This window comes from Aeromonas encheleia, from assembly GCF_900637545.1.
Classification (GTDB): Bacteria; Pseudomonadota; Gammaproteobacteria; order Enterobacterales; family Aeromonadaceae; genus Aeromonas; species Aeromonas encheleia.
This window is the reverse complement of the sequence record NZ_LR134376.1, coordinates 1,376,122-1,396,133: the sequence shown is the minus strand read 5'-3', so window position 1 is coordinate 1,396,133 and position 20,012 is coordinate 1,376,122. Positions and strand designations below refer to the sequence as shown.

The following is a 20,012-nucleotide window of genomic DNA, read 5'->3' as shown; positions in this document are numbered from 1 at the left end:
CCTGTTCTTTTCTCCCTCCTTCTCTCTCTCCCGCGGCGATTTCCCGCCGCTGCGGCTTTGCCAAGGGCTCGCCAGCTGGGTAGCATGTCCCCTCTTTCACCGTTGGAATCAAACCCATGTCTCGCGTCATCGCACTCTGGAGTGGCGGCAAAGATGCCATGCTGGCGCTCTGTCATGCCCGTGAACAGGGGCATCAGGTGGTCGCGCTGGTGACCTTTGCTCCACCCGAGCCCCGTTTTCTGGCCCATCCGCTGGCCCTGGCACGCCGTCAGGCGCAGGCTCTCGGTCTGCCTCACCGGCTGGTCACCATAGAGGCGCCCTTCGAGCAGGGCTATGAGACGGCGCTGGCCCGGCTACGACAGGAGTGGGCCCTCGATGGGGTGGTGACCGGTGACATCGACAGCGTGGGGGGCGCCAACAACTGGATCCGCGAACGCTGCCGCCCGCTCGGGTTGACCGTGCACACCCCGCTCTGGCAGCAATCCCGCGCGGCGCTGCTGGCCGGTATGCTGGCGCGCGGCATAGTCGCCCACCTCTCCTGCGTCGATACCCGCACCCTGGCCTCCGACTGGGTGGGCCGTTCGTTGAACGCAGCCAGCCTGGCCGAGCTGAAGGCGCTGGCCGACGCCCAGGGCTTCGATCTCTGCGGCGAGCAGGGGGAGTATCACAGCATGGTGACCGACGGCCCCGGCTTCGCGGCCCCCTTGCGGCTGGCAGGCTGGCGGGTGGCGCGCCAGGATCATCTGGCCTATCTGGTCGAAGAGGAGCCATTGCCCGCAGAGCGGCCATAAAAAACGGGAGGCACTGGCCTCCCGTTCCGTTCCGATCCCGCCCCTGGGGGCGCCTAGTTCGCCAGCCGGCTCAGCACCCGCTGCAGCAGCCGAATGCGCGGCTCTATGCTGTCGAGCAGCAGGAATTCGGCCTCGGAGTGGAAGCCGCCCCCCATGGGGCCGAAGCCATCCAGCGACGGTACCCCGGCCGCGGCGGTGAAGTTCGCGTCCGAGCCGCCCCCCGCTTCCAGCCAGTTGAAGGCAATGCCCTCCTCCTGCGCCGCCGCCTCCACCAGCGCCATCAGGGCCTCGGTGTCGCCGTTGGGGCGCATCGCCGGCTTGAAGCTCTGGCGATCCACCTCGACCCGGCAACCGGCCAGGAAGGGGTTGTTGGCCATGAAGCCGAGCCTGTCGTGCACCGCGGCGGCCTCCTCGTTGCTCCAGAAGCGCAAGTCGACGATCGCCTCGGCGAAGTCAGGCACCACGTTGACGCCGGTGCCCCCCTGCACCACCCCCACGTTCATGGTGGTGCCCGTCTCCATGTTGACCTGCTCGTTGATGGCCAGCACCCAATTAGCGAGCTCTGTGATGGCAGAGATCCCCTCGGCCAGGGCGGAACCCGCGTGGGAGGCCTTGCCGTGGAAGCGGATGCGGTACTTGGCATTGCCCTTGCGCGCGCTGATCAGATCCCCGTTGGGGCGGGCGGCCTCGGCCACCAGCACACAGGCGCTCGAGGCGGCCTTCTCCAGCAGCCACTCCTTGGACCAAGGGGAGCCAATCTCCTCGTCGCAGTTGTAGCAGACCAGTACCTTCAACCTGGCCAGCACCGCCGGATCCAGCCCCTTGAGGGCATACCAGAGGGAGAGCAGGCCGCTCTTCATGTCGGAGACGCCGGGGCCGAAGGCCTGATTGCCCTCCACCTTCAGCGGCCGCCTGGCGGCGGTCCCCTCCGGGAACACGGTATCCATGTGGCCGATCAGCATCACATCATAGCGATCGGCGCCCGGCGCATTGGTGATCTCGAGGCAGGGACCGCACTCGGCGGCAAACTGGTGGCGTACCACCTGCCAGCCGATGGCTTCATACTTTTCGGTCATGATGTCGGCCACCGTCGCCACCCCGGCCGGGGTGCGGGTGCCGCAGTCCAGGTTGATGAGCGGGGCCAGCTCTGCCAGGTAGGTCTCGAGGGAAAACGGAGTCTTCAGGTCAGTCATCATCTTCTCCATGCCGGCCTTGCCACCCTTGGTGCAGGCCGGTCAGCAACAGGATGAGAGCGGGCAGCCAGGCCGCCCGCCCCGCCATCACATAAACAGCAGGTAGTTGAGCGCCAGCGCCGTCACCAGGGCGCCGGCCATGGGCACGCAGGTGCGCTTGACCACCACGAAGGGGGAGACCCTGGCGATGCCGGCACAGGCGATCAGCACGGCGGCGATAGGTGACACCGAACGACCTATGCTGGAGGCCAGCTGCATCGGCAGCAGCATGGTGACCGCGGGGACCCCAAACTTGGCCGCCACCGCGGGCGCCAGGGTGGAGAAGCTGAGGAAGGCCGCGTTGCCGGAGCCCATGATGACCGCCGCCACCATGATGAGCGCCACCATCACCAGGGTCATCAGCCCGCTGCCGATCCCCGCGTTGGCGGCGGAGTGCAGCAGGGTGTCGATGGCCCCTATGGCCTTGAGGGACTCGGCGAACAGCTCGGCGCAGACGATCAGCGCCACCACCGGGCCGAACACCTTGCCCATGCCGTCGAGGAAGCTCGACAGCCCGGCCATGGCGGTACGCGCCGAGCGGCTACGCAGCAGCTCGCACAGCATGCCGATGAACACCGACAGCAGCATGGCCACCTCGACGCTCATCTTGATGTCGTCCACCAGCAGCTTGGAGAAGGTCATCATCAGCACGAAGGGGATGATGGGCAGCAGGGCATACCAGGTCGGCGCCTTCAGCTCATCCTTCCCCTGCTCGTCCAGCTCGGCATGATCGCCTCTGTGCAGGGCCGGATCCCAGCCATCCTGCCGATCGCAATGCCGTTGCCAGAAGAAGTGCAGCACCATGGTCACCAGCAGCATGGGGGCCACCAGCCAGATCTGGTAGTCGACGAAGTAGCTGGTCGGATCCAGCCCGGACTGACCGGCGGAGAAGATGGCGTTGGTCTGGGTCGGGCCTATCTCGAACGCCTGGGAGGTGGCGATCACCCCGCAGGCGGAGGCCGGGCTGATGCCGAGGTTGCGCATCACGGGGTACATGGTGACCATCAGCAACAGGCCGAGGCCGGTGGCCGAGGTGACGAACAGCGACACGAAGACCGCCACCAGATAGCAGATCGCCAGCATCAGGTAGCTGGAGCCGATGCCCGCCACCGGCTTGACCGCCACCCGCACCAGCGCCTGGGAGGCGCCGATGTGGGACATGTAGGTGGCAAAGCCCGCCACCGCCATGATTGTGAGGCCGAGCCCCGCCGCCCGGTAGGAGAAGATCCCCTTGAACACCTCGAACAGGTCGAACAGGGCGAACCCAGTGCTCTTGTCCGCGGGCAATATGGGATGCAGCCCCAGCCAGTACGCCAGGGTGAAGAGGGTCATCCCCGCCAGGGCCAGTACCGCCTGGGGGTTGTAATCCTTGACGATGCCGTAGACCACGGCCGCCAGCACAAGCAAGACGAATATGAGTTCCAAAATGCGCTCCTGATAGGATTATCGAAGTGCGAAATCTAGTGGCGATGTCCCGTCTTCCCCTTGATCCCCATCAATAAAGATGATTTGAACGCTCATTCACAGCACGAAACTCCATATAAATCACAAAAAGCAGCCTTTAAATCCAAATAAAAACCATTAGAATCCCATTGCAGGGCCCCCAGGCCAACAACCTCCACTTTTTTTGCTTTGGATCAACGCCCGTGGTGGTTGAACTGGCCAAGATGCCCATCGACACAGAGCGACCATTTCGCACCGGAGAGAGTTATGACAAACCTGGCCACCGCAGAGAGCAGCAACTGCGACTACAAGCTGTGGGACATCCTCATCGAGTCTGCAAGGGAGCGCACCACCATTCGTTACTCCAAGCTGGCCAAACAGGCCGGGCTGGAGAGCAGCCAGGATGAGCTGCGTACCCTGCTGCAACGCATTCGCATGTATTGCACCGAGCATCAGCTGCCGATCCTCTCCACCATAGTGGTGGACGACGTGGGCAAGTACGGCGGCCTCTCCTCCAGTCTGCCCAACGCCCCTTGGGAGCGTGCCAGGGTGTTCGATTACCAGTGGCCCCTCTCGCCATAAGTCGTCCTATCGAAGAGTTTTTGCAACGACGCGCCCAAGGGCGCGTTTTGTGTTTCTGGCGCTCGGGCCGGGGGTCGGCGCGGCCCGCCCGCAGAAAAAGCGCCCCGGCGGGGCGCCAGCGTTGCCATGAGGGGATCACAATGCCAGAATCGGGCCTTCGTTGATCCAGGGCCCTGCCCGCAGCTAAAGGACCTCCCATGGCCACCACCCTCTATGGCATCAAGAACTGCGACACCATCAAGAAGGCCCGCAAGTGGCTGGATGAGGCCGGTATCGACTACCGTTTTCACGACCACAGGGTCGACGGGCTGGACCCTGCCCAGTTGGACCTGTGGCTAGGCCAGCTCGGCTGGGAAGCCCTGCTCAACACCCGCGGCACCACCTTCCGCGCCCTGCCGGACGAGGCGAAACTGGGGCTCGACCAGACCAGGGCCCGCGCCTTGCTGCTGGCCCAGCCCGCCATGATCAAGCGCCCGCTGCTGGATCTGAGTGGCGAGCTGCACCTGGGCTTCAAGGCCGACCACTACCAATCCCTCTTCTCTCGTTAAACTTTTCTGTTAAGGAACGCCGATGTCGGATGTCATCGCACTGGCCAAGGATCTGATCCGCCGCCCCTCAGTTACCCCCCTGGATGAGGGGTGCCAGACCCTGATGGCGGAGCGCCTCGCTCGCCTCGGCTTCGTCATCGAACCCATGGTGTTTGAAGACACCACCAACCTGTGGGCCCGCCGCGGCACCCAGGGCCCGCTGTTCTGCTTCGCCGGTCACACCGACGTGGTGCCCGCCGGCCCGCTGGACAAGTGGCACACCCCGCCGTTCGAGCCGACCATCAAGGATGGCATGCTGTACGGCCGCGGCGCCGCCGACATGAAGGGGTCGCTCGCCGCCATGGTGGTGGCCACCGAACGCTTCGTCGCCGCCCACCCGGATCACAGTGGCTCGATCGCCTTCCTCATTACCTCCGATGAAGAGGGCCCCTTCATCAACGGCACCACCCGGGTGATCGACACCCTGGAGGCGCGCAACGAGAAGATCCGCTGGTGCATCGTCGGCGAGCCCTCTTCCACCAGCGAGGTGGGGGATGTGGTGAAGAACGGTCGCCGCGGCTCCATCACCGGCGATCTGCTGGTACGCGGGGTGCAGGGTCATGTGGCCTATCCCCATCTGGCGGACAACCCCATTCACCGTGCGGCCCCGGCCCTGGCGGAGCTCGCCAGCAGGGTCTGGGATCAGGGCAATGCCTACTTCCCGCCCACCAGCTTCCAGATAGCGAATCTCCAGGCCGGCACCGGCGCCTCCAACGTGATCCCGGGTGAGCTGCAGGTCCAGTTCAACTTCCGCTTCAGCACCGAACTGACCGACGGGGAGATCCGCCGCCAGGTCGAGGCGTTGCTGGACCGCCACGGTCTCGACTACGAGCTGAAGTGGACTCTCTCCGGCCAGCCGTTCCTGACCGATACCGGCGCCCTGCTGGAGGCGGCCGTCGGGGCCATCGAGAGTGTCAATGGCCAGCAGCCGGCCCTGCTCACCACGGGCGGCACCTCGGATGGCCGCTTCATCGCCCCCACCGGGGCCGAAGTCATTGAACTGGGCCCGGTCAACGCCACCATCCACAAGGTGAACGAGTGCGTGAAGGCGAGCGATCTCGATCTGCTGGCCGACATGTACCAAGGGGTACTGGCACGGTTGCTGGCATGACCTTCATCCCATGGGAAACGACCCGGAGGCTGTGATGACCCAGGATCAACTGCTGGGGCTCGACGAGAGCCACCTCATCCTGGTGGGGCGCGGCCCCCACCGTCTGACCGCCGCCACCGCGGCGGCCTTCAACGACATGCAGGTCGCCGCCGCCTATGCCGGTCACAACCTGCAGCCGGCCTCCAGCTGGCGCGGCTTCGAGCGCCAGCTCGCCATCTGGAACGGCAAGTGGCGCGGCGAACGCCCGCTGCTGGACGCCACGGGCCAGCCGCTGGACGCGCTGCAGCTGAGTGAGACCGAACGGCTGCACGCCATCCTGCGCTGGAGCGCCCTGCCCGGTACCAGCCGCCATCACTGGGGCACGGATCTGGACATCTACGATCCTGACTGCCTGCCCGCCGACACCAGGCTGGCGCTGGAGCCCTGGGAATACGAGGAGGGTGGCTGGTTTAGCGACCTGAGCGACTGGCTGGGGGAGCACATGAACGACTTCGGCTTCTTCCTGCCCTTCGCCAAACCGGCGGGGGCCCAGGGCGGCGTCGCCTACGAGCCCTGGCACCTCAGCTTCGCGCTGGAGTCCGGGGAACAGCGATTGGATCAGGCGGCGCTGGCGCTTTGCCTGCAGCAGGCGGATATTGAAGGCAAGGCGACCGTACTGGCCCATCTCGATGAGATCCTGGTCCGTTACGTCACCCCCTGTCTCGACGCGAGAAATCGCTCATGAAGACGGGGCATATAGAAGGCAAATTGACCATGCTGACCCGGCTCGACGAGCTCCTTGTCAGTTATGACGTCACCCCCTGCCGCGACGAAAGGAGAACATCATGAGTCTGTGGTTATGGATAGGCCTGCCGCTGCTGTTCCTGCTTGGCCTGTTTCTCAACGCCATCAAGGACATGAAGCAGCTCGAGAAACAACTGCCCAAATACAGGGACAAGATCCGGGAAGTCAAAGACGACGAGGACGACTGAATCCCGCACCGGGACCCCGCTGGTGCCCCGGTCTCTGCCTTGCCCTCCCCCTCGGGGAGGGTCACAAACCGCCCCGCACGACCATCCCCGTCTCACGCCACCGACCCGCCCTCTGGAGCCAGTCGTCACACTTTATCCCCCATTCCTGGCCGGGAGGCCGGCATCCCTAGGCGCTGAAAAACAGCACTTTAAATGTAAGAAACTGCAAATCGATGCACAATTAAGCCACACAAGGCGACCCAAACTGCATATAATGTGCCTGTTTTGCATTCTGCTATAAAAGGAGTTCGCCATTGGATGCCACCACCATCAACAGTTTCTTTCTTATCGGTGCCTTGTTGGTGGGATGCAGTGTCCTGTTAAGCGCGCTCTCCTCTCGTGTCGGCATTCCCATCCTGGTCATCTTCCTCGCCGTCGGCATGCTGGCCGGTGAGGATGGCCCCGGCGGCATCCATTTCGCCGACTACTCGGTTGCCTACCTGGTGGGCAACCTGGCGCTCGCCATCATCCTGCTCGACGGCGGCATGCGCACCCGGGTCTCCTCCTTTCGGGTCGCGCTCTGGCCCGCCCTGTCGCTCGCCACCGTCGGGGTGGCCATCACCACGGGCCTGACCGGTCTCGCCGCCGCCTGGCTGTTCGATCTCAACCTGATGCAGGGCATGCTGATCGGCGCCATCGTCGGCTCCACCGATGCGGCGGCGGTGTTCTCCCTGCTCGGCGGGCGCAGCCTGAACGAGCGGGTCAGCGCCACCCTTGAGATAGAGTCAGGCAGCAACGATCCCATGGCGGTGTTTCTCACCGTCACCCTGATCGAGATCCTCGCCACCCAGCAGCAGGGGCTGGACTGGGCCTTCCTGCTGCTGCAGCTGGTCAAGCAGTTCGGGCTCGGAGCCGGCATCGGCCTCGGCGGCGGCTGGCTGCTGTGGCGCCTCATCAACAGCGCCAGGCTGGCTCCCGGCCTCTATCCCCTGCTCACCGTCAGCGGTGGCCTGCTCATCTTCGCCATCACCACGGCCGTGGGGGGCAGCGGCATCCTCTCCATCTACCTCACCGGCCTGCTGCTCGGCAACCTCTCCCTGCGCAGCCGCAGCACCACACTGTCGGTGCTGGATGGGCTGACCTGGCTCAGCCAGATCGGCATGTTCCTGGTGCTGGGTCTGCTCGTCAATCCGAGCAACCTGCTGCCCATCGCCCTGCCGGCGCTGCTGCTGGCCGGCTGGATGATCCTGTTCGCCCGCCCGGTGTCGGTCTGGATTGGCCTGCTGCCGTTCAAGAACTTCGCCCCCCGCGAGCGCTGGTTCATCTCCTGGGTGGGGCTGCGTGGCGCCGTGCCCATCATACTGGCGGTCTTCCCCATGATGGCGGGGCTGCCCAACGCCCAGCTCTACTTCAATGTCGCCTTCTTCGTGGTGCTGGTCTCCCTCATCCTGCAGGGCAGCTCGCTGCCGCTGGCCTCCAGGCTGGCACGGGTCGAGGTGCCGGCACCGCCCTCCCCCATCAACCGCTCCGGGCTGGAGATCGATCTCGACAGCCAGTGGGAGACCTTCATCTATCGCCTCAGCGCCGAGAAGTGGTGCATCGGCTCGCCGCTACGCGAGCTGCGCATGCCCCAGGGGACCCGCATCTGCGCCCTGTTCCGGGGCCAGGAGCTGTTGCACCCCTCGGGCAGTACCCGCCTGCAACCGGATGATATCCTCTGCGTCATCGGTCACGAGCGGGATCTGCCCGCCCTCGGCCAGCTGTTCAGCCAGGCCCCCGAGCAGGATCTGGGCCCGCGCTTCTTCGGCGACTTCCTGCTGGAGGCGGCCGCCAGACTGGTGGATCTCGCCCCGCTCTACGGGCTGGATGTGAGCGAGGTGGCGGATCAGACACTCGGCGATTTTATCGCCGGGCAGTTGGGCGATAATCTGGTAGTAGGTGACCATTTCGCTTGGCAGGGTCTGCTCTGGACGGTGGCGGAGATGGAAGAGGGTGAGCCTCGCAAGATAGGGGTACGCTTTTTGGAAGAAGATCCGGTTTAAGACAGCAGTCTAACCATTGTTAGCAAAAAGTGCTCAGCGCGAAGGGAGTTCACTATGCCTTATCAAAGCCTGTTGTCTGGTCTCTATCCCCCCTCGCCCCGACTGGGGCTGATCGAGGGCTTCTTCGGCAAGGGCTGGAGTTGGGAAGCCCGCGCCCGCTATGCTCAGTGGCTGCCTCGCCACGGCTATGGCTTCTACATCTATGCGCCGAAAGAAGATGGCCATCTGCGCAAGCACTGGGCCCAGCCCTGGCCTGCGCACCAGCTCGAGGATCTGCGCCGCCTGGCCCAGCAGTGCCGTGACAACGGCCTCGCCTTCGGGGTGGGCCTGAGCCCCATGGGCGCCCATCACGACTACCCGCGCAAGCGTGCGGCGCTGCTGGAGAAGGTCCGCCTCATCGACGAGGCGCTGCAGCCCGACATACTGGCGGTGCTGTTCGACGACATGAAGGGGGACACCCCGGATCTCGCCCACTGGCAGCTCACCATAGCCCACGACATCGCGGCCCACAGTAAAGCCAGCCGCCTGCTGTTCTGCCCCAGCTACTACTCGACGGATCCGGTGCTGGAGAAGGTGTTCGGCGCCATGCCGCCCCATTATCTGACCGATCTGGGCCAGGGGCTGGACAAGCGTTTTGACATCTTCTGGACCGGCCCCAAGGTCTGCTCCAGCGACTACCCTGCGCCCCACCTCAAGCAGGCCGCCGACTGGCTGCACCGCAAGCCCTTCCTGTGGGACAACTACCCGGTCAACGATGGCAGCAAGGCCAGCAGCTTCCTGCACCTGCGCGCCTTCGAGAACCGCCCGGCGGAGCTGGCCGATCTGGTGGCGGGCCACGCGGTCAATCCCATGAAACAGGCGGCGCTCTCGGTGCTGCCGCTCGCCACCCTGCCCATGAGCTACCGGCTCGGCAAGCAGTACGATCCGGACAAGGCGCTGCACGCCTCCCTCAATGCCACCTGCGGCCCGCAGATCTCCGCCATGATCCAGGCCGATCTGTCGCTGTTCCAGGACATAGGGCTGGCCCAGCTCACCCCGGCGCAGCACGACTATCTCCAGGCCCGCTACCTGCCGTTCCAGGATCAGGGCTGCGTCGACGAGATACTGCGCTGGCTGGCGGGGGAATACGTGTTCGATCCGGACTGCCTGACCGACTGAGGCGCCGCCAGACGCCCATAAAAAATGCCACCCCTCTTGGTCAGAGACGGGTGGCATTTTTCATTGCGCTACACTCAGCCCAGCGCCAGCCAGACCCCGACCCCCAGCATCAGGGAGCCCGCGATGCGGTTCATCAGGGTGACGTTACCGCTCTTGGCGAGGAAGTGGCGCAGGGTGCGGCCCCCGCTGGCATAGAGCAGCAGACAGGAGAACTCGATGATCAGGATCAGCATCACCAGGGCGCTGATCTGCGGCGCCATCGGCTTGGCCGCATTGATGAAGGGTGGCAGCAGGGAGACCATGAAGGCCCAGCCCTTGGGGTTGGCGATGGCGGTGACGAAGCCCTGCAGCGCCAGTCCAAGCGGCTTAGTCTCCTGCCCGGCCGACAAGTCCGCCGGGATGGCCATCTTGCCCTTCGCCTGCCACATCTGGATGCCGAGCCAGACCAGATAGGCCCCGCCCACGTACTTTAACGCCGAGAACAGCGCCGGGTAGTTGAGCATGACAGCGGCCACCCCGATAACCGACAGCACCGAGACCAACCCGACCCCGATGAGCTCCCCCCACATCATGTGCAGGGTGCGGCGCACCCCCAGGCTCATGCCGAGGGTCATCGCCAGGGTCATACACATGCCGGGGGTCACAGAGACAAAGAAGAACGTGGGAATAAACAGCGCCAGAATAGCGGGATCAATCCAGTGGGACACACTACACCTCCATGGTAACAAGGCTTCAATCTTGCCTACCGCCCCCCTTGCACACAAGCAAAAACCCGTCAGCCGGCCGATTTCGGCCATCGAGGGCGCGGAGCCACCCCAGGTTGCGGACCGAGGCGGCCATCATCCCCGCCCACTCACTACTAAGGGGGTAGCACGGCGACCAACACCAGACTGCCAGCCAGATGCTGTCACATGACTCAGCGCAAAGAGGCCCGCGTCGGTGCCGCCGCCGACCCTCGATGGGCTGAGCCCGCGCCCACTGGGCCCGCGGGGCGCCTCCTCGGGGGGCCTGGAAGCTGTCAGTTTTAAACGACATTTTGAATGAATGGGGTCATTAGGGACTGGGCTGCATCCGCAAATGTGGGTATGGTAGAGGCACGTCATTCCCCCTCACGTAGAGAATCCCATGAGCCTGAAGTTCAAGAAACCCGCTTTTATCGCGCTGGGCCTCGTCGCCCTGCTCTCCGCTCTCTGGCTCGACTTCTATCTGCCGGAACACACCATCGCCACCATCACCGGGGTCGAGGTGAAGCGCACCGACAAGGATGGCCCCATCAGCCAGAAGAACCCGGCAGACGGCCCCACAGTAGATGTCTACTACATCTATACCGAGCGCCCCGGCGAGAAGATCCGGGTGTTCCGCAACGAGGATACCCTCTGGGGCTGGCCCTTCTACTTCAAGTTCGATGCCGCCGACGTGCAGGCCAAGGCCAAATCCATGGAATTCGAGAAGCGCCTGGCCATCATCACCTCCTACGGCTGGCGCGTGAACATGTTCTCCCTATTCCCCAACGTTACCAAGATCGAGAGCACCCAGCCTGACGCCTCCACCTGGAGCTTCTTCCGCTGGTTCTGGTTCGGCGTCTGGGCCCTGGTGATGGGCAAGGCCGCCATCGCCACCTGGCGTTACTTCGACCGTCTCGAGGACGAAATATGATCGACTCAGGCAAAAACGGCGCCAGCGGCCTGCAGCGATGGCATATGGCGGCTTGTCCGGTCAGCCAGACAAATCTCGGGGAGAGACAATGACAGAGCCGAGCAAGACCCGGACCAGCTTCTATCGACGGCTCTACGTTGCCCACCTGATAAGCCAAGGCACCGACAGCATCCCCGCCATCATGGCGGCCACCGGCATGCCGCGACGCACCGCCCAGGATACCCTGGCGGCCCTGGCGGAGCTGGACATCCACTGCGCCTTCGAGCAGACCGAGGGGGCACGCCACCTGCAGGGCCACTATCGGATCGGCGACTGGGGCCCCATCAACCCGGCCTGGATAGCGGCGCAGCTCGATACCATCAAGCAGACCCTGGGCTACCCCTGATGGTGGCTGCCAGCACCAGCAACGCATAACAAGAGAGGGGAGCCATGGCTCCCCTCTCTGCAGTGGTGTCCTCATCGGCATCATGCCGCCTGTCCCTATTCCGGGAAAGGCTCCTCCGGCAGCGGCTCCTCCGACTCCCCCTGGGTGCAGTCGATGATGGAGCGCTTGGGATTGTTCGGATCCCGCAGCAGCAGGGGAGCCTCCCCCAGATCGTGCTTGCGCTCATCGGCAAACTCGCTGCCATAGGCGTTATGGGTAAGCCGCCTGGCGTTGGCGATGGGGGTGTCAACAAACAGGGCGTGCACCTCGAAGGTCGAGGTCGGGATGAGGAAGCCGTGGATCGGCAGGCCATGCAGCTCCTGGTGGGTCTTGTACCAGGCGAAGCCATCGGTCGTCTTGTAAGGCTTGAAGGCATTGAGCTGCGGCGAAGATCCCTCCCCCCGTTCGGCGTCGAAAGAGAGGTTGTCCAGATCGCAGGTCGCCAGCCCCTGCCACATCGTCTCAAATGGCGTGGCACAGGCCGTCAGTTGTGCACCGACCAGCAGTGCCAGCGTCGTCTTCCACATCCCCTGCCCCTTATCCATTCGCCCTGATCTCAATGAAATGCCTGCAGACGCTGCACCAGCAGGTCGATGAAGCCGACCCGATCCAGCCCCAGCAAGACATGGGTGTTGGCGGCATGGCCGGTCAGGCCATGGCGATCCACCACCGTCATTCCCACAGTATGCACTCCCTGAGTCTCGATGCCGACCCAGCAATCTATCCCATGGAACAGCTCGGGCGCCAGCAACCAGGCGATGGTACAGGGATCATGCAGCGGTGCCCCGCGAAATCCCCACTTGGGATCCCGATGATAGATCATGAAGAAATCGAGCAGCTCCGCCACACAGCGGGCCACCGGGTTGGGGATGGCGCGCACCCGCTCTATGTCCGCGTCCATCACCTGCGCCTCGTGGGTCACGTCCAGCCCGCACAGGGTGAGAGGGATCCCGGACTTGAACACCATGTCGGCCGCCTCGGGATCCACATAGATGTTGAACTCCGCCGCCGGGGTCCAGTTGCCCGCTCCGGCCGAGCCCCCCATCAGCACGATGCGGCCTATCTTGTGGTGCAGCTCTGGATGCGCCGCCAGCAGCAGGGCGATGTTGGTGAGCGGGCCGGTCGGCACCAGGGTGACTGGCTCCGGGCTGTGGCGCAGCGTCTGCGCCATCAGCTCAAGCGCCGTCATGGGTTGGGGGTCAAAGCCCGGCTCCGGCAGTTTGGGGCCGTCGAGACCCGACTCCCCGTGCACGTTGTCGGCGATGATGAGCTCGCGAGCCAGGGGCCGCGGCGCCCCCGCCGCCACCGGAATGTCGTGGCGCCCGAGCAGGGTGAGGATGCGCAGGGTATTGTTGAGGGTCTTGTCCGGCGTCTGGTTGCCCGCACTGGTGGTCACCGCCAGCACCCTCAGCTCGGGGCTGGCCAGCGCCAGGATGAGGGCGATGGCATCATCGTGGCCGGGATCGCAATCGAGAATGACGGGCAGTGACATGACGGACTCCTACGACAAAAAAAGATCCACACCTTAGCAAGCCACCACCAGATTAACTCTGGAGGGAGTCACAAAACGGCCTATGCCTACGTTATCAAGCACTTGCCACCGAACTTCGCGGGATGGGCACCGCCGGCGCACGGGGATTCGCCGCCCACCGCCGGTTCGGGTATGATCGCTCCCCGTTTCCAGCCTGCCGTGCCCCTATGTCTGTCATCGTCGATACCTTTATCGCCCCGCCCTGTGCGGCCGAGATCAACATCCTCCATCAGGATGCCCATCTGCTGCTGATCGACAAGCCGAGCGGCCTGCTCAGCCTCTCCGGCAAGAATCCACAGAACCTCGACTCGGTGCACTATCGGCTGGTGCAGGATTTCCCCGGTTGCACCCTGGTGCATCGCCTCGACTTTGGCACCTCGGGGCTGATGGTGGTGGCCAGGGACAAGGCCATCAACGCCGCGATCGCCCATCAGTTCAGCCAGCGCGCCGTGACCAAGAGCTACGGCGCCCTGCTGTGCGGCCACCTGGCCGATGACGAGGGGCTGATCGACGCCCCCATCGCCAAGGATCCGGCGCTGTTCCCGCGGATGAAGATCTGCGCCGCCCAGGGCAAGCCGGCCCGCTCCCGCTACCGGGTGGTGGAGCGTCTGGTCCGCCAGAGCGAAGATGGCGCCCCCCTGCCGCTGACCCGGGTCGTGCTGACCCCCGAGACCGGCCGCACCCATCAGCTGCGTATCCACTGTCAGCTGCTGGGCCACCCCATACTGGGTTGCGATCTCTACGGCGGCCTGCTGTTGGCGGGCACGGAAAAAACGCCGCGGCTGATGCTGCATGCGAGTGCGCTGGACTTCGTGCATCCGGTGAGCGGTGAGCCGATGGCGGCGAGCTGTGCCAGCCCGTTCTGATGGCGGCGTGAGGGCAGAGAGAAGCAGGAAGGAAAGGGGCTCCGGTCGGCAAACGACGGATAAAGATAGGGGCCGCGCTTTCGCAACGGCCCCCACCCCCCACTCGTGGTGGTGCTATCAGATCAGCTTGCGGGCGGCGCCCAGCACGATCTTGATGGCATCAGATTCGGTTCTTGCCATGGTTTCGGCGTTCGGGATTTCCTGCTGGGTACGGTTCACGATGACACCGGCCACCATGCCGGCGCGCAGGCCCTGGCTGGAGCACATGGTCAGCAGGGTAGCGGACTCCATCTCGTAGTTCAGCACGCCCATGGCTTGCCACTCCTTCATGGAACCCTGGAAACGGCTCACTACGCGACCGGATACGGTATCGTAACGCTCCTGACCCGGGTAGAAGGTATCGGAAGAGGCAGTCACCCCGATGTGCAGCGTGGAGCCCAGCTCCTTGGCGGTGTTGACCAGCGCCGTGGTGCAGTCGAAGTCGGCCACGGCCGGGAATTCCATGGGTGCGAAGTGCAGGCTGGCACCGTCGAGGCGCACTGAACCGGTGGTGACGATCACGTCGCCCACGTTCAGGTGCGGCTGGATGGCGCCCGTGGTGCCGATGCGCAGGAAGGTGCGGATACCCAGCTGGGCCAGCTCTTCCACCGCGATGGAGGTGGACGGGCCACCGATACCGGTGGAACAGATGATCACGGCCTTGCCGTCCATCTCGCCGCGCCAGGTGGTGAATTCACGATGGCTGGCCAGGTGCACCGGGTTGTCCAACAGTTCTGCGATGCGCTTGACGCGCTCGGGGTCACCGGGAACGATCGCCAGGGTGGCGCCTTGCAGATCAGCTTTCTTCAAACCCAAGTGGAAAACATCAGACATAGTGGACTCCCTGGTTGCGCCCCACCAGCGGGTGGCAGAGTGCAGTTAAGATGATTCTTTATGGTACTTTCGAGCCTGTTTCCCTCCATTGGGGAAGGCGCCAACTATGGTCGAAAGCGCTTTCCAATTCCTTGAAGCAACTCACACTTCCATGCATTGACAGTGACAAAATCAGCGTAAAACGTTTGCTAACTTGATGAATTTCCTGAAAAACGTTTTTCTGCTCTCCGCCCGCTGCCGCCCCTTGTCAAGCCCTCGCCGCCACGATTCGGCCAGAGCGCGAGCGAGTCCACAAAGTTATAAAACAGATACTATTGACCCCTGTTCATCTCCCCCGACGCTGCTATTTTGGCACCCGAATACCACTTAATGGCTAATAATACGGAGTCCATCATGGCGACATTCAAATTCTACATTCCCGCGGTCAACCTGATGGGAGCTGGCTGCCTGCAAGAAGCGGCAGCCGATATCAAGGGTTATGGCTATCGCAAGGCGCTGATCGTCACCGACAAGATCCTGGGCCAGATCGGCGTGGTCGCCAGGCTCACCACCCTCTTGGCAGAACATGGCATTGAAAGCGTGGTTTTCGATGAAACCCGACCCAACCCCACCATGGCCAACGTGGAGGCAGGCCTCGCCATGCTCAAGGCCAATGGCTGCGACTGCGTCATCTCCTTAGGGGGCGGCTCGCCCCACGACTGTGCCAAAGGCATCGCCCTGGTGGCCGCCAACGGCGGCAGCATTCGGGACTATGAAGGAGTGGATCGCTCAGCCAAGCCGCAGCTGCCGCTCATCGCCATCAACACCACCGCCGGCACCGCCTCCGAGATGACGCGTTTTTGCATCATCACCGACGAGAGCCGCCACGTGAAGATGGCCATCGTCGACAAGCACGTCACCCCGCTGATGTCGGTCAACGATCCCGAGCTGATGCTGGCCAAGCCGGCCGGGCTCACCGCCGCCACCGGCATGGATGCGCTGACCCACGCCATCGAGGCCTATGTCTCCACCGCCGCCACCCCGGTCACCGATGCCAGCGCCATCATGGCGATCCAGCTCATCGCCCGCCACCTGCGCACCGCCGTCAATCAGGGCGACGATCTGCCTGCCCGCGAGCAGATGGCCTATGCCCAATTCCTGGCCGGCATGGCGTTCAACAACGCCAGCCTCGGCTACGTGCACGCCATGGCGCACCAGCTCGGCGGCTTCTATGACCTGCCCCACGGCGTCTGCAATGCCGTGCTGCTGCCCCACGTGCAGCGCTACAACGCCCAGGTGAGCGCCGCTCGCCTCAAGGACGTCGCCCGCCACATGGGGGTGGATGTGAGCACCATGAACGACGAGCAGGGTGCCGCCGCCGCGATCAACGCCATCCAGCAGCTGGCCCGCGACGTGAAGATCCCGGCCGGCCTGGAGCAGCTCGGGGTGAAGGCCGACGACTTCGACCTGCTGGCCAGCAACGCCCTGAAGGATGCCTGCGGCTTCACCAACCCGCAGCAGGCGAGCCACGACGAGATAGTCGCCATCTTCCGCGCCGCCATGTAAACCCGCGCCATCTCTGCCAAGGGCTGCCGTGCGGCCCTTTTTATTGGCGCTGTCCCAATTACATGTTGAAAGGCTAACCTTGAAGTAGGTCATCACCCTGAGGGCCGTCGTCATGGATACCCAAGCCTTTCAACACCTGCTGTCTCTCTTCCCACAGCTCACTTTGCGCCAGCGCCGTCTCGCAGAGCAGGAACTCACAATCCCCCATCTCATCACCTCGCTTGCCGCTCAACTCCCTGCTTGCCGATGTTGCCCCCACTGTCAGGCCGAGGCCGCGCAATTGGCCCCCTGGGGTTGGAGCCGAGGACTGCGCCGTTATCGCTGCAAGCAGTGTCAGCGCACCAGTTCCGTCCTGACCAAGACGCCCATGACCAGACTGCGCAAGGCCCAATGCTGGGAGGACTACGCCCAGGCACTCATCGACGGGCTTACCGTCCGACAAGCCGCCCTCCGCTGCGGGGTCTGCAAAAACACCGCCTTCTTGTGGCGTCACCGTTTCCTGAAAGCCATGGCAACCCATCAGGCGGCACGGGAAGAGGGTATCGTCGAGGTCGATGAAACCTTCTTCCTGGAATCGTTCAAGGGGCAACGTGGATTACCCCGTCCGGCCCGCCGCCGTGGTGGCAAAGGCCGCACTCGTGGCACAGGGCCGGATTACATCCCAGTGATGGTGGTGCAGGACAGAGCTGGCCATCTGGCCGACTTCCAGCTGGAGCGGCTGGATGCCAGGACCGTCAGGACGGTGCTGCAGCCGCTAGTCGCGCCGGATGCGGTGCTCTGCAGCGATGGTGCTGGGGTGTATGCCAGTTTCAGCAAGTCGCAGGGCATGACCCACCAAGTGGTGCACAACCGTGCGGGAGGGCGAGTGGTGGGGGCGTATCACATCCAGCATGTGAATGGTTACCACCGGCGGTTGAAGGAGTGGATGGAACTGTTCCATGGGGTAGCGACCCACTATCTGAGGAATTATCTGGGCTGGCGTAGGATGCTGGAACGTTATGGGCAGGAAGTGGATGTTCCACATTGCTTGCATGAGGCGCTGGGGCGCCCCATGCAACACGTAATTGGGACATAGCCTTTTTATTGGCTGATGGATCAATGGCTTTTTACTTCCGTGGAGGGAGTGGGTATGATTTGCCAAGCTAAAAAGACTGTATGGATGATCTGAACCCGATATGCGGATGAAACACCTGATTGCCGCGGCCCTGACCGCCCTCACCCTGTCCGGTTGCAGCCTGGTCTATCGCATCGATATTCCCCAGGGCAACTACGTGGAACAAAAACAGGTCGATAAACTGCGCCAGGGCATGACCCGCGAGCAGGTCGAGTTCGTGCTGGGTTCTCCCATGCTGCGCGACGGCTTTGACCCCAACACCTGGTACTATCTCTATGAGTTCCAACCGGGGCGTGGTGACAAGGAACGCAAGGAGCTGACCCTGAACTTCGTGGGGGACAGGCTGGCAACCGCCACGGGAGACTTCCCGCTGCCCGCAGCCTTCACCACCCCGCTCTGATATCCCACAAAACCGGCCAAGGCCGGTTTTGTTCTATCTGCGTCATGAGGAGGCAAGCATGAGCCAGATCCTGATCGCGGGGGCAACCGGCCTGATTGGGCAGGCGTTGGTCCGCCAGCTCGGCCCAGAGCATCAGCTGACCCTGCTCTGTCGCAAGGCGGGAGAAGCGGCCCCCGGCCGCCACTGGCTGCCGGTGGACTTCGAGCTGCTGGACAGGCTCGAGCTGCCCACCCCCATCGATCTCGCCTTCTGCTGCCTCGGTACCACCCGCAAGGAGGCCGGCTCCGACGAGGCGTTTCGCCGGGTCGACCACGACTATGTGCTGGCCTTCGCCGCCCTCGCCCGTCGCCACGGTTGCCGCCGCCTGCTGGTCGTCTCCAGCCTGGGGGCCAATGCCCGCTCCCCCGCCCTCTATCCCCGCACCAAGGGGCAGATGGAGCAGGCCTTGCTGGCACAAGAGTGGCAACGGCTCGCTATAGTGCGCCCCGCCATGCTGCTCGGCCATCGCCAACCGCCGCGCAAGTCCGAGCAAGTCATTCAGGCCATCTATCCGCTGCTCAGGCCACTGCTGCGGGGACCCCTCAGACGCTGGCGGGCCATAGAGGCGAGTCAGGTGGCCCACGCCATGACAGTGCTGGCCTATCAGGCGCAGGGGGTAGAGATAGTGCAGAACGAGCGACTGCTAACCCTGTAAGGCCCAGGCCAGTGCAGCCCCTGTGGTAAAACATCCAATAGCAAAGAGGCGCCATGGCGCCTCTTTTCATTGCTCGGTCTTCCCCGCATCAGGTCGATTCGCCATCGTCCCGCTTGCGGTGAACGTCGGGCCGCCCGCCGGTGACCACATCGGCACGCCCCTCTTCCTTGGCCTTCTCGGCCCGCTTCTTGCGCATCTCTTTCGGATCGGCGATGAGCGGGCGGTAGATCTCGACGCGATCGCCATCCTGCACCGGCTCGGTGCCCTTGACCGGACGGCTGTAGATGCCGAACTTGTTGACCGCGAGATCGATCTCCGGGTGCTTCTGCACTATGCCGGACTGCTCGATGGCGGCCAGCACGCTGGTGCCGGGGGCAACCCGGATGCGCAACACGGTTTGCCGCTCGGGCAGGGCGTAGGCGACTTCGATATTGAGCAGATCAGACACCGTAGACCACCTTGGCGCGGTTGGAGAAGGCGAGCACCATGGAGCCCACCAGATCGCGGAAGATCTGACCAAAGGCCAGCTCGATCAGCTTGGAGGTGAATTCGAAGTCGAGATCGAACTCCACCTTGCAGGCATCCACATCCAACGGGGTGAAGGTCCACCAGCCCGCCAGCGTCTTGAAGGGCCCCTCCACCAGCTCCATCTTGATCCGACGGTTGGTATCGAGCAGATTGCGGGTGGTAAAGGTCTTGGCAATGCCCGCCTTGGCCACATCGACCGAGGCCGTCATGTAGTCCTCGCCGGTCTCGTGGACACGGCTGCCGACACAGCCGGGCAGGAACTCGGGGTAAGCGTGAACATCGTTGACCAGCCGGAACATTTGTTCGGCACTGAACATCACCAGGGCACTGCGAGTAATACGGGGCATGGGCTTTCCTCATCCAATCGGACCGATTTTATCACCTTGTCAGCCAAAATCACCGCCGAAACCGTTCACAAAGCCGTCACTCGCGCAATTTGTGTGTTGTGCAACCGCTCCCCCCACCTTCAGATCACCCCGCCAGCC

General features: G+C 63.8%; 23 protein-coding genes. 15 read left to right on the top strand and 8 right to left on the bottom strand.

Features of this window, described 5'->3' with window-relative positions:
• Positions 1-116 precede the first annotated feature (116 nt).
• On the top strand, positions 117-791 hold the full coding sequence (locus EL255_RS06685; protein ID WP_042651318.1) for a Dph6-related ATP pyrophosphatase: 675 nt from the start codon (positions 117-119) through the stop codon (positions 789-791).
• 53 nt (positions 792-844) lie between these two features.
• Here EL255_RS06685 and EL255_RS06680 read toward each other — a convergent pair whose 3' ends face one another.
• Both EL255_RS06680 and dcuC read right to left on the bottom strand, forming a co-directional pair.
• Positions 845-1,984 (bottom strand): M20 family metallopeptidase, encoded by a 1,140-nt coding sequence (locus tag EL255_RS06680; protein ID WP_042651317.1) that lies wholly within the window; start codon positions 1,982-1,984, stop codon positions 845-847.
• An 87-nt stretch (positions 1,985-2,071) separates the two neighbouring features.
• Positions 2,072-3,448, bottom strand: coding sequence for a C4-dicarboxylate transporter DcuC (gene dcuC / locus EL255_RS06675; RefSeq protein ID WP_042651316.1), 1,377 nt, complete (start codon positions 3,446-3,448; stop codon positions 2,072-2,074).
• A 285-nt stretch (positions 3,449-3,733) separates the two neighbouring features.
• Here dcuC and EL255_RS06670 point away from each other — a divergent pair, with 285 nt between their 5' ends.
• The 7 genes from EL255_RS06670 to EL255_RS06640 all read left to right on the top strand — a co-directional run bounded on the left by EL255_RS06670 (position 3,734) and on the right by EL255_RS06640 (position 9,896).
• On the top strand, positions 3,734-4,048 hold the full coding sequence (locus EL255_RS06670) for a hypothetical protein (protein ID WP_042651315.1): 315 nt from the start codon (positions 3,734-3,736) through the stop codon (positions 4,046-4,048).
• 197 nt (positions 4,049-4,245) lie between these two features.
• Positions 4,246-4,596 carry an ArsC family reductase gene (locus tag EL255_RS06665; protein WP_042651314.1) on the top strand — a complete coding sequence of 117 codons (351 nt, stop codon included), beginning with the start codon at positions 4,246-4,248 and terminating at the stop codon, positions 4,594-4,596.
• A 22-nt stretch (positions 4,597-4,618) separates the two neighbouring features.
• Complete coding sequence (gene dapE / locus EL255_RS06660) at positions 4,619-5,746, top strand: succinyl-diaminopimelate desuccinylase (RefSeq protein ID WP_042651313.1); 1,128 nt, start codon at positions 4,619-4,621, stop codon at positions 5,744-5,746.
• A gap of 34 nt (positions 5,747-5,780) precedes the next feature.
• Positions 5,781-6,470 carry a M15 family metallopeptidase gene (locus EL255_RS06655; protein ID WP_042651312.1) on the top strand — a complete coding sequence of 230 codons (690 nt, stop codon included), beginning with the start codon at positions 5,781-5,783 and terminating at the stop codon, positions 6,468-6,470.
• A 100-nt stretch (positions 6,471-6,570) separates the two neighbouring features.
• Positions 6,571-6,717 carry a hypothetical protein gene (locus EL255_RS06650; protein WP_005325762.1) on the top strand — a complete coding sequence of 49 codons (147 nt, stop codon included), beginning with the start codon at positions 6,571-6,573 and terminating at the stop codon, positions 6,715-6,717.
• Positions 6,718-7,010: 293 nt separating this feature from the next.
• Positions 7,011-8,738 (top strand): potassium/proton antiporter, encoded by a 1,728-nt coding sequence (locus EL255_RS06645; RefSeq protein WP_042651311.1) that lies wholly within the window; start codon positions 7,011-7,013, stop codon positions 8,736-8,738.
• A gap of 54 nt (positions 8,739-8,792) precedes the next feature.
• Positions 8,793-9,896 (top strand): beta-N-acetylglucosaminidase domain-containing protein, encoded by a 1,104-nt coding sequence (locus EL255_RS06640; protein WP_042651310.1) that lies wholly within the window; start codon positions 8,793-8,795, stop codon positions 9,894-9,896.
• A gap of 74 nt (positions 9,897-9,970) precedes the next feature.
• Here EL255_RS06640 and EL255_RS06635 read toward each other — a convergent pair whose 3' ends face one another.
• Positions 9,971-10,603, bottom strand: coding sequence for a LysE family translocator (locus EL255_RS06635; RefSeq protein ID WP_042651309.1), 633 nt, complete (start codon positions 10,601-10,603; stop codon positions 9,971-9,973).
• 418 nt (positions 10,604-11,021) lie between these two features.
• Here EL255_RS06635 and EL255_RS06630 point away from each other — a divergent pair, with 418 nt between their 5' ends.
• Positions 11,022-11,552: a DUF1523 family protein gene (locus EL255_RS06630; protein ID WP_042651308.1), complete on the top strand. Its 531-nt coding sequence runs from the start codon at positions 11,022-11,024 to the stop codon at positions 11,550-11,552.
• 88 nt (positions 11,553-11,640) lie between these two features.
• A complete protein-coding gene (locus tag EL255_RS06625) occupies positions 11,641-11,937 on the top strand; it encodes a winged helix-turn-helix domain-containing protein (protein ID WP_042651307.1) in 297 nt (98 codons plus the stop codon).
• A gap of 95 nt (positions 11,938-12,032) precedes the next feature.
• Here the strand turns inward: EL255_RS06625 and EL255_RS06620 are convergent, their stop codons facing one another.
• Positions 12,033-12,503, bottom strand: coding sequence for a hypothetical protein (locus EL255_RS06620; RefSeq protein ID WP_042651306.1), 471 nt, complete (start codon positions 12,501-12,503; stop codon positions 12,033-12,035).
• Between the two features lie 29 nt (positions 12,504-12,532).
• A complete protein-coding gene (gene rihA, locus EL255_RS06615) occupies positions 12,533-13,468 on the bottom strand; it encodes a pyrimidine-specific ribonucleoside hydrolase RihA (protein WP_042651305.1) in 936 nt (311 codons plus the stop codon).
• Positions 13,469-13,674: 206 nt separating this feature from the next.
• Here rihA and EL255_RS06610 point away from each other — a divergent pair, with 206 nt between their 5' ends.
• Positions 13,675-14,373 (top strand): RluA family pseudouridine synthase, encoded by a 699-nt coding sequence (locus tag EL255_RS06610; protein ID WP_042651304.1) that lies wholly within the window; start codon positions 13,675-13,677, stop codon positions 14,371-14,373.
• 117 nt (positions 14,374-14,490) lie between these two features.
• Here the strand turns inward: EL255_RS06610 and udp are convergent, their stop codons facing one another.
• Positions 14,491-15,246 carry a uridine phosphorylase gene (gene udp / locus EL255_RS06605; RefSeq protein WP_042651303.1) on the bottom strand — a complete coding sequence of 252 codons (756 nt, stop codon included), beginning with the start codon at positions 15,244-15,246 and terminating at the stop codon, positions 14,491-14,493.
• 393 nt (positions 15,247-15,639) lie between these two features.
• On the opposite strand from udp, the gene yiaY reads away from it, so the two are divergent.
• The 4 genes from yiaY (at position 15,640) to EL255_RS06585 (ending at position 18,999) form a co-directional block, all read left to right on the top strand.
• Positions 15,640-16,791, top strand: a complete 1,152-nt coding sequence (gene yiaY, locus EL255_RS06600; RefSeq protein ID WP_042651302.1) for an L-threonine dehydrogenase — start codon at positions 15,640-15,642, stop codon at positions 16,789-16,791.
• Between the two features lie 112 nt (positions 16,792-16,903).
• Positions 16,904-17,866: an IS1595 family transposase gene (locus EL255_RS06595; RefSeq protein WP_042654868.1), complete on the top strand. Its 963-nt coding sequence runs from the start codon at positions 16,904-16,906 to the stop codon at positions 17,864-17,866.
• 100 nt (positions 17,867-17,966) lie between these two features.
• Positions 17,967-18,305, top strand: coding sequence for an outer membrane protein assembly factor BamE (locus EL255_RS06590; protein WP_005325779.1), 339 nt, complete (start codon positions 17,967-17,969; stop codon positions 18,303-18,305).
• A 58-nt stretch (positions 18,306-18,363) separates the two neighbouring features.
• Positions 18,364-18,999: an NAD(P)H-binding protein gene (locus tag EL255_RS06585; RefSeq protein WP_042652534.1), complete on the top strand. Its 636-nt coding sequence runs from the start codon at positions 18,364-18,366 to the stop codon at positions 18,997-18,999.
• Positions 19,000-19,087: 88 nt separating this feature from the next.
• Here the strand turns inward: EL255_RS06585 and EL255_RS06580 are convergent, their stop codons facing one another.
• Together EL255_RS06580 and EL255_RS06575 are read right to left on the bottom strand one after the other, a co-directional pair.
• Positions 19,088-19,447, bottom strand: coding sequence for an RnfH family protein (locus tag EL255_RS06580; protein ID WP_042652535.1), 360 nt, complete (start codon positions 19,445-19,447; stop codon positions 19,088-19,090).
• Positions 19,440-19,874, bottom strand: a complete 435-nt coding sequence (locus EL255_RS06575; RefSeq protein WP_042652536.1) for an SRPBCC family protein — start codon at positions 19,872-19,874, stop codon at positions 19,440-19,442. Before EL255_RS06575 ends, EL255_RS06580 begins: the two co-directional genes overlap by 8 nt.
• Positions 19,875-20,012 lie beyond the last annotated feature (138 nt).